We start from the raw sequence: 8055 nt of genomic DNA on the forward strand, positions 1-8055 counted from the left end.
GGCGGCGGCCCCCCACAACACCCATCCCACCCCCCTTAACCCGCCCCCGGCAGGGACCAACCCCCCTGCCGGGCGCGTCCGTTCGGCTGAACCGCCGGCCCGCGCGGGTCGTGAGTGAGAAACAGGGGTGGCACACTGTTTCTCACTCACGGAAACGGGACCGCGTCCGGCGCGCACGTGGTGCCTTCGGCCGGCGCCGCCAGGTCGGTCAGGTACCGCGTCACAGCTGCCGAGGCGCACGCGCTCGGTGCGTCCAGCGAAGTGTGGCCGTACCCGTCGACGACCAGCACCCGGCCGTCGCCCAGCTCGGCCGCCGTCGCTTGGGCGTTGTGCAACGGCGTCGCGGGGTCGAACCGGTTGTTCAGCACCAGGACCGGGTTCTTCCGCGCCCGGTTCCACGGCCCCGTGTAGCGATCGGAGTCGTGCGCGGGCCAGCCCACGCACTGGGCCATCGAAAACACCGAGCCCAGCCCGAAATACGGCTGACGCGCACTCTCACGAGCCGCCAGCGCCGCGTAGTCCGCCGGCGAGGACGGGTTGTCGCTGTCGACGCACTGGACGGCCAGGAACGCGGCGGAGTGCGTCGGCACGTACGGGTCGAGCACCGGCGCGGCGGGGCCGGAATCCGACGGCATCGCGGAAAGGGTCTGCGCGAGCCGTTTCCACCGCCCGGACTGGTACAGCGCGCTGTCGACGGTCTTCATCAGGGAGCCCACGCCCGTGGTGCGCGACGCCCGCGCGAAGACCCCGGCGAACTTCGCCTTCGGGTCACCGCCGGAGAACACGCACTTCGGCCCGGCCGCGGCGCACACGGCGAAGAACTGGTCCAGCTCCTGCTGCTGCGCCCCGGCGACGTCGGCGCGGACGTCGACCGGCTGCTTCTCCTGCCCCGGCTTCCCGGTGGCGTTGGCGACCAGGTCGAGCGTGCCGTCGAGGGTCATCGCGCGGACCTTGTCCGGGAACAGGTTCGCGTACGTGCCGCCCAGGTAGGTCCCGTAGGAATAGCCGTAGAAGTTGAGCGCGGTGTCGCCGACGGCTTGGCGCAGCAGTTCGAGGTCGCGCGCCACGTTCGCCGTCGACAGGTGGCTCAGCAGCGCACCCGACCCGGCCGCGCACGCCTTCCCGGGCGCCGCGCTCGCCGCGAAGAACGCGTCCGGCTGCCGCAGCGGTGAACCCGGCGCGGGCGCGTGCTCGGCGCCGGGACAGCTGATCGGCGTGGACCCGCCGATCCCGCGCGGGTCGAAGCTCACCAGGTCGAAGCGGGCCCGCACCTCGGCGGGGTAGCGGTCGGCGAACCGCGTCAGCTCGCCGACGCCGTCCGTGCCCGGGCCGCCGAAGTTGAAGAACAGCGAGCCGAGCCGCCGGCCCGGGTCACCCGCCGGCAGCCGGATCACCGAGAGCGTGAGCGCGGTGCCCTTCGGCTCGCGGTAGCTCAGCGGCACGGACGCGGCCGCGCACTGGAACTTCCCGTGGCACGACGTCCAGCGCAGCACCGGCACCGCGGCGCCGTTCGTGCCCATCGCGGGCGGGGCTTCCGGTGCGGCCTCGGATGGTGACGGGGGAACGGGCGCGGCCTGGGGCGTGCTGCAGGCGGCCAGCACGAGCAGCAGAGCGGCGAGGAGCGGCTTCACGCGCTCAATTCCGCCAGGACGGCGTCGGTGTAGCGCGGCCAGACCTCGGCGGCCCACGGGCCGAACGCGCGGTCGGTCAGCGCGACGCAGGCCGCGCCCGCGTCCGGGTCGACCCAGAGGAACGTGCCGGACTGCCCGAAGTGCCCGAAGGTGCGCGGCGAGCTGGCCGAGCCGGTCCAGTGCGGGCTCTTGTGGTCGCGGATCTCGAAGCCGAGGCCCCAGTCGTTGGGCTTCTGGTGCCCGAACCCGGGCAGCACCCCGGACAGGCCCGGGAAGACGACGTTCGTCGCCTCGGTGACGGTGGCGGGGTCGAGCAGCTTGGGTGACTGCAGTTCGGCGGCGAACGCGACCAGGTCGTCCACAGTGGACACCGCGCCGGACGCGGGTGAGCCGTCGAGGGTGGTGTTCGCCATGCCCAGCGGCGCGAACAGCGCTTCGGCCTGGTACTGCGCGAACGGGATGCCGGAGTGCTCGGCCAGCGCGTCGGCCAGCTGCTCGAACCCGGCGTTGGAGTAGAGCCGCCGCGTGCCCGGCGCGGCCATGGCCTTGTGCGCGTCGAAGGCGAGCCCGGAGGTGTGGGCGAGCAGGTGCCGCACGGTCGAGCCCTCGGGGCCGGCCGGGGTGTCGAGCTCGACGACGCCCTCTTCGACCGCGATGAGCGCGGCGTAGGCGGTCAGCGGCTTGCTGACCGAGGCCAGCCGGAACGTCCGCGCGGTGTCGCCGTGGCGGCCCACGACGGTCCCGTCCGCGGACACCACGGCCGTCGCGGCGTTGTCCACCGGCCACTCGTCGATCAGGCGCACGCTGTCCATGCGCTCCACCCTACGAAACGAAGGCCCCCGCACCGGTGTCGGGGACCGGTGCGAGGGCCTTCGCGGGGTGTTCGTCAGGCGTCGAGGTCGGTGGCGACCAGCTGGGCGACCGCTTCCACGGCCTCCTCGGCGCCCTCGCCCTCGGCGCTGATGACGACCTCGTCGCCGTACCCGGCGGCGAGCGTCATCAGGTTGAGCACGCTGCCGGCGGCCACCGGGCTCCCGCCGGCCTTGGCGATCTGCACCGCGACGGGTTGCGCCGCGGCCGCCTTCGCCACCAGCGCGGCCGGCCTGGCGTGCAGGCCCACCTTGCTCGCCACGGCGACGCGTTTCTCCGGCATGTTCGTCCTCTCCCTATGGGGTTTCGTCGGTTGCGATGTTACTTCGCGGCGGTGGCCTCGAGGTCCGACTGGATCGAGTCGTCCTCGCGGCCCGGCGTGCGCAGGTTCCACTTGGTGATGGCGAACCGGAACACGACGTAGTAGATCACCGCGTAGACCAGGCCGATCGGGATCAGCAGCCACGGCTTCTGCGCGGCCGGGGCCCCGAGGTTCAGCAGGAAGTCGATCCCGCCCGCCGAGAAGTTGAAGCTCTGGTGGATGCCCAGCGCGTTGCAGATCGCCAGCGAGGTGCCGGTCATGATCGCGTGGAAGAGGTACAGCGGCCACGCGACGAACATGAACGAGAACTCGATCGGCTCGGTGACACCGGTGAGGAACGAGGTCAGCGCCGCGGAGATCATCACACCGCCGACGATCTTCTTCTGCGCCGGACGCGCGGTCTGCCAGATGGCCAGGGCCGCGGCGGGCAGCGCGAACATGAAGATCGGGAAGAAGCCGGTGGTGAAGGCGCCCGCCGTCATCTTGCCCGCGACGAAGTTGTTGATGTCGCCGCCGTCGAAGATGAACCACACCGGCACGTTCAGCAACTGGTGCAGACCGACCGGGATGAGCAGGCGGTTCAGCGCGCCGTAGATGCCGCCACCGACGATCGGGGACGAGGTGACCGCGTCACCGACGGACTCGATGCCGCTGTTGACCCAGTGGAACACGAGGCCGAAGAGCACGCCGAGGATCAGCATCACGAGGGCGGTGATGATCGGGACGAACCGGCGGCCGCCGAAGAACGCCAGGTAGGCGGGCAGCTTGATGCGGTGGTAGCGCTGCCACAGCAGTGCGGCGACGATACCGACGACGACACCGGCGAGTACCGAGTACGGCCAGTTGATCGGGGCGAGCTCGGTGGAACCGGCCTTGTACTTCGGCAGGTCCTTCAGTGGGGCGAAGACCTGGATGACGGCGGTGAAGACGAAGAAGCCGACGACCGCGGCGACACCGGTCGAGCCGTCGCCCTTCTTGGCGAAGCCGACCGCGATACCGACCGCGAACAGCAGCGGCAGCCAGTTGAACAGCGTGCCACCGGCGGCCGCGAGGACCGAGGCGACCTTGTTCCAGCCCAGGCCGTCCTTGCCGAGCATGTCGTCCTGCCCGAACCGCAGCAGGATGCCCGCCGCAGGGAGCGTGGCGATGGGAAGCATGAGGCTACGGCCGAAGCGCTGAAGACCGGCGAGGCCTCCGCCGCTCTTCTTCGTCGCCCCCTCCGCGGTGGTGGAGCTCATCTGGATCCTCCATAGTGGGGTGGTTGACCGGGCTCCGGGGTGTTCCGGTCCAACTGCATGGTCACCTGGTAGTGATCTCCCCGGTACCAGGACGTGATGTCTTCGATCGGGTCGCCGTTGGCGCTGGAGACCCGCCGGAACACGAGCAGGGGACTGCCGGCACGCATGCCGAGCAGCCGGGCCGTCTCGCGGTCCGCTCCTTCGGCCCAGACCGTCTGCCACGCCTGGTCGGGACGCACGTCGTACGTCTCGGCCAGCTGCGCGTAGATGGACTGGGTCAGATCGAGCTCGAGCAGGCCGGGAGCCCGGCCCGCGTGGTACCAGCCGCGTTCGACGGCCAGGGGCACGCCGTCGGCGTGGCGCAACCGCACGAGGTGGTGTGCGGGGGCGCCCTCGGTCAGGCCGAGAGCGTGCGCCGAAGCGGTCGGCGGGACCTCGGTGGCCGCCGAGACCACTTCGGTCGTCGGGGTCAGCCCGCGCCGGCGCATGTCGTCGGTGAACGACATCAGGTAGAGCTGCAGCTCCATCCGCCGGGCCGCGGTGAACGTGCCCTTGCCGCGGACCCGGGCGAGCAGGCCTTCCTCGACCAGCTTGCCGATCGCCGATCTGACCGTGAGCCGCGACACGCCGTAGCGCTGGGCGAGCTCACGTTCCGACGGGATCGGCGCACCCGGCGGGAGTTCCCGTTCCACCGTGCGGCGGAGGATCTCCCGCAGCTGGGCGTGCTTGGGCGTGGGCCCGTTGACGACCCGGTCGGGTGGCGGGACGTGCGCTGCCGCGCTCATCGGCGTCACCCTCCTCGTTCTCGCGTCACCGGGGGACCGGTGCTCGCGTCCGGCCCGGAACATTGGTACGTTCCGGTCTAGACCAATGATCTGATGGGGCAGGATGCTCCGCCGTGCGGACGGGTGTCAACCACCGTTATCCGTTCGTGGCCCGCGGCGGGGTGCATGCCGACGAACGGCGTAGTACAGGTGGACACGCGGTTCGCGTCAGGTTGGGAACAAACAGTGATCAAGGAGACCGCGATGGCGGATGACAGGCCCGAAAAGATCCTCGCCGCACTCGGCGGCACGGAGAACCTCACCGAGATCGAGGGCTGCATCACGCGGCTGCGCTGCGAGGTCGAGGACATGAGCCTCGTCGACGAGGCGGCGCTGAAGAAGGCCGGCGCGATGGGCGTGGTCAAGATGGGGTCGTCGGCCCTGCAGGTGATCGTCGGGCCGGAGGCGGACACGATCGCCAGCGACATCGAGGACCTGCTGTGAGCCTGGAGATCCTCAGCCCGGTCGCCGGGCGCGTGGTGCCGATCACCGAGGTCCCGGACCCGGTGTTCGCCCAGGCCATGGTGGGCCCGGGCATCGCCGTGCAGCCCGCGGGCGGCCGGTCGGACGCGGTCGCGCCGGTCGACGGCACCGTCGCGACGCTGCACCCGCACGCCTACGTCGTCGCGACCGAGGACGGCAAGGCCGTGCTGGTCCACCTCGGGATCGACACGGTCAAGGAGAAGGGCGAAGGCTTCACGCTGCACGTCGTCAAGGGCGAGCAGGTGCGGGCCGGCCAGCCGATCGTCAGCTGGGACCCGGAGGCGGTCACCGCGGCGGGCTACTCGGCCATCGTCCCGGTCGTCGCGCTGGACGCCTCGGCGGACGTGCTGTCCGGTTTGGACGCCGAGCGTGACGTCGTCGCCGGTGACCGGTTGTTCGGCTGGGACGCCTGAGTCACTTCTGTCACACGAAGGGGCCCTTGCGGACGACGACCGTCCACAAGGGCCCCTTCGGCGTACGCCGGCCCGTCAGCCGGTGACGACCTTCCCGTTCTCGACCTTGACCGCCACCGACGGCAGCGGCTTGTTCGCCGGGCCCTGCTTGACCTCCCCGGTGAGCGCGTTGAAGACCGAGCCGTGGCAGGGGCAGACGAGGTCGGCGCCCTTCGGGGTGACCGTGCAGCCCTGGTGCGTGCAGATCGCACTGAACGCGGCGCAGGCCGATTCGGACGTCCGGGCCACGATGACGTCGGAGCCGTCCGGGGCCTTGGCGGCCTTCGCCTGCCCGACCGGGACGTCGGCGAGCGCGACCAGCGGGGTGCCGGCGGCGATCGGCGCCTGCGCGGTGCCCGGCTTGGCGTCGTCCGAAGAACTGCACGCGGAGAGCGCGACGGCGCCGACGGCGGCACCGGCGACGGCGGCACCCGTGGTGAGGACGGTGCGGCGGGAGTGGGTTTCGGCAGTCATGCCCCACTAAACGAGATCGACACCGCATCGGTTCAATCCGCGGTGAACCGGATGGGTCCTCGTTCCGTGTATGTACCCGAGTGGGTGTGGAGTGGAGGACAGATCATGGTGAATTGGGTTCTGCGCATCGTCGTGGCGGCCGCGTTGCTGGGCTCGGCGGGCGTGCACTACTTCCTGTGGACCGAGGACTACCCGGGCATCGTCGGGCCGTTGTTCCTGCTCGACGCGATCGGCGGCCTGGTCCTCGCGATCGCGGTGCTGGCCTGGCGGCACTGGCTGCCCGCGCTGGGCGCGGTCGGGTTCGGGGTGCTGACGCTCGGCGCGTACGTGCTCGCCGCGACCGTCGGGTTCGCCGGGAACCACGACCAGTTCAACAGCCAGCCCGAGTACTGGGGCGTGATCACCGAGGCGGTCTGCATCGTCGGTGGCCTGGCCCTGCTGTTCGTGAAGGACCGGCGTCGAGTCACGGCCTGAGTTCGTGGGAGAGGTCGCCGAAGACGCGCTGATGCGCGCGCTGCACGAGGAACACGCGGGCGCGCTGTGGTCGTACGCGCTCCACCTGACCTCGGGCGACCGGATCCGGGCCGAGGACGTCGTCCAGGAGACGCTGCTGCGCGCCTGGCGGTCGACGGCGGTGCTGGACCAGTCGCAGGGCTCGGCGCGGGCGTGGCTCTTCACGGTCGCCCGGCGCATCGCGATCGACGGCTGGCGCTCGGCGTCGGCCCGGTCGGAGGTGGTGACCGACCGGCCACCGGAGCGGGCGGTCGGCGACGGGACCGACCGCGCGGTGCAGGGCTGGCTGGTCGCCGAGGCGCTCGCGGAGCTGTCCGAACGGCACCGCGAGGTGCTCGTGCTGTGCTACTTCCAGGGCTATTCGGTAGCGGACGCGGCCTCGCGGCTGGGCGTGGCCGAAGGGACGGTCAAGTCGCGCACGCACTACGCGTTGCGCGCGCTGCGCCTGGTGCTCGAGGAGAGGGGGGTGACCCAGTGAGCGAGGACCCGTTCGCGACGTTCGACGCGGCGTACGTCCTCGGGGCGCTGTCCCCCGAGGACCGGCAGCGCTTCGAGCAGCACTTGCGCATGTGCGACCGGTGCGCGGCCTCGGTGCGGGACATGGCGGGGCTGCCCGGGCTGCTGGCCCGGGTGGACGCTCCGGCTGTGCTGCCGGACGCGGGCCCGCCCCCGCCGGACCTGCTGCCGACGGTGCTGCGCCGCGTCCGGCGCGGCCGCCGGATCCGGCTCGCGGTGACGTCGGTGTCGGCCGCGGTGGCGGTCTCGGCGTGCGTGGCGCTGGCGGTGGTGGCGTCGTGGCCGGCGTCTTCCCCGCCCCCTTCGATCGCGATGACGGCCTTGGGCCAGTTCCCGGTCCGCGCGGACGCCCGCCTGGACGCGTTCGAGTGGGGCACGCAGGTCGACATGTCGTGCAGCTACACGGGCGGCCGCAGCGGTGGCGACTACATCCTGGTGGCGATCGCGCGGTCGGGAACGGAAACCCAGCTGGCGACGTGGAAGGCGGTCCCGGACAACACGGCCCGCATCGTGATCGGCACGGCTTTGAAGCGCACCGACCTGGCGGCTTTGGAGGTGCGCGGGGGAAGCGGGCGGGCGCTGCTGCGGTTGACCTTGTGACGTGACTTCGCGAAGGGGTGGTGGGGGGGGGGGGGGGGGGGGGGGGGGCCCCCCCCCCCAGATGATGAACAAAAAACAAATGATACCCAAACACCAACCCCCCCCCCCCACCCGCGCGCCCCCCCCCCCCCC

The 8055-nt window shown here is 71.5% G+C and carries 11 protein-coding genes; 5 read left to right on the plus strand and 6 right to left on the minus strand.

Annotated elements, in window-relative coordinates:
* Positions 1 to 146: 146 nt before the first annotated feature.
* The 5 genes from AB0M83_RS47800 to AB0M83_RS47820 form a co-directional block, all read right to left on the minus strand.
* Complete coding sequence (locus AB0M83_RS47800) at positions 147 to 1631, minus strand: alpha/beta hydrolase (protein WP_364529251.1); 1485 nt, start codon at positions 1629 to 1631, stop codon at positions 147 to 149.
* Entirely contained in the window at positions 1628 to 2443 is an 816-nt protein-coding gene (locus tag AB0M83_RS47805) for a serine hydrolase domain-containing protein (protein WP_364529254.1), read from the minus strand. The genes AB0M83_RS47800 and AB0M83_RS47805 overlap by 4 nt, the downstream gene beginning before the upstream one ends.
* Positions 2444 to 2517: 74 nt before the next feature.
* The gene (locus AB0M83_RS47810; RefSeq protein ID WP_013224593.1) at positions 2518 to 2784 is read right to left on the minus strand and encodes an HPr family phosphocarrier protein; all 267 of its coding nucleotides are present in this window, start codon (positions 2782 to 2784) and stop codon (positions 2518 to 2520) included.
* A gap of 38 nt (positions 2785 to 2822) precedes the next feature.
* Positions 2823 to 4061, minus strand: coding sequence for a PTS transporter subunit EIIC (locus tag AB0M83_RS47815; RefSeq protein ID WP_364529257.1), 1239 nt, complete (start codon positions 4059 to 4061; stop codon positions 2823 to 2825).
* Positions 4058 to 4846: a GntR family transcriptional regulator gene (locus AB0M83_RS47820; protein ID WP_364529260.1), complete on the minus strand. Its 789-nt coding sequence runs from the start codon at positions 4844 to 4846 to the stop codon at positions 4058 to 4060. Before AB0M83_RS47820 ends, AB0M83_RS47815 begins: the two co-directional genes overlap by 4 nt.
* A gap of 243 nt (positions 4847 to 5089) precedes the next feature.
* On the opposite strand from AB0M83_RS47820, the gene AB0M83_RS47825 reads away from it, so the two are divergent.
* Both AB0M83_RS47825 and AB0M83_RS47830 read left to right on the plus strand, forming a co-directional pair.
* The gene (locus AB0M83_RS47825) at positions 5090 to 5329 is read left to right on the plus strand and encodes a glucose PTS transporter subunit EIIB (RefSeq protein WP_167379806.1); all 240 of its coding nucleotides are present in this window, start codon (positions 5090 to 5092) and stop codon (positions 5327 to 5329) included.
* On the plus strand, positions 5326 to 5781 hold the full coding sequence (locus tag AB0M83_RS47830; RefSeq protein ID WP_364529262.1) for a PTS glucose transporter subunit IIA: 456 nt from the start codon (positions 5326 to 5328) through the stop codon (positions 5779 to 5781). Before AB0M83_RS47825 ends, AB0M83_RS47830 begins: the two co-directional genes overlap by 4 nt.
* Positions 5782 to 5856: 75 nt before the next feature.
* Here AB0M83_RS47830 and AB0M83_RS47835 read toward each other — a convergent pair whose 3' ends face one another.
* Positions 5857 to 6294: a Rieske (2Fe-2S) protein gene (locus AB0M83_RS47835; protein WP_364529265.1), complete on the minus strand. Its 438-nt coding sequence runs from the start codon at positions 6292 to 6294 to the stop codon at positions 5857 to 5859.
* A gap of 105 nt (positions 6295 to 6399) precedes the next feature.
* Between AB0M83_RS47835 and AB0M83_RS47840 the strand changes: the two genes are divergently transcribed.
* Genes AB0M83_RS47840 through AB0M83_RS47850 form a run of 3 tightly spaced genes read left to right on the plus strand, consistent with a single transcriptional unit; the run spans position 6400 to position 7923 of the window.
* Positions 6400 to 6768, plus strand: a complete 369-nt coding sequence (locus AB0M83_RS47840; RefSeq protein ID WP_364529268.1) for a hypothetical protein — start codon at positions 6400 to 6402, stop codon at positions 6766 to 6768.
* 4 nt (positions 6769 to 6772) lie between these two features.
* Positions 6773 to 7285: a sigma-70 family RNA polymerase sigma factor gene (locus AB0M83_RS47845; protein ID WP_364529271.1), complete on the plus strand. Its 513-nt coding sequence runs from the start codon at positions 6773 to 6775 to the stop codon at positions 7283 to 7285.
* Entirely contained in the window at positions 7282 to 7923 is a 642-nt protein-coding gene (locus AB0M83_RS47850; protein WP_364529274.1) for a zf-HC2 domain-containing protein, read from the plus strand. The genes AB0M83_RS47845 and AB0M83_RS47850 overlap by 4 nt, the downstream gene beginning before the upstream one ends.
* Positions 7924 to 8055 lie beyond the last annotated feature (132 nt).

Source organism: Amycolatopsis sp. NPDC051106, assembly GCF_040682775.1.
Taxonomy (GTDB): Bacteria; Actinomycetota; Actinomycetes; order Mycobacteriales; family Pseudonocardiaceae; genus Amycolatopsis.

Coding starts and splice junctions, on each gene's coding strand:
- AB0M83_RS47815 (WP_364529257.1), bottom strand. CDS start 4,061: ATGAGCTCCACCACCGCGGAGGGGGCGACGAAGAAGAGCGGCGGAGGC.
- AB0M83_RS47835 (WP_364529265.1), bottom strand. CDS start 6,294: ATGACTGCCGAAACCCACTCCCGCCGCACCGTCCTCACCACGGGTGCC.
- AB0M83_RS47805 (WP_364529254.1), bottom strand. CDS start 2,443: ATGGACAGCGTGCGCCTGATCGACGAGTGGCCGGTGGACAACGCCGCG.
- AB0M83_RS47840 (WP_364529268.1), top strand. CDS start 6,400: ATGGTGAATTGGGTTCTGCGCATCGTCGTGGCGGCCGCGTTGCTGGGC.
- AB0M83_RS47820 (WP_364529260.1), bottom strand. CDS start 4,846: ATGAGCGCGGCAGCGCACGTCCCGCCACCCGACCGGGTCGTCAACGGG.
- AB0M83_RS47825 (WP_167379806.1), top strand. CDS start 5,090: ATGGCGGATGACAGGCCCGAAAAGATCCTCGCCGCACTCGGCGGCACG.
- AB0M83_RS47810 (WP_013224593.1), bottom strand. CDS start 2,784: ATGCCGGAGAAACGCGTCGCCGTGGCGAGCAAGGTGGGCCTGCACGCC.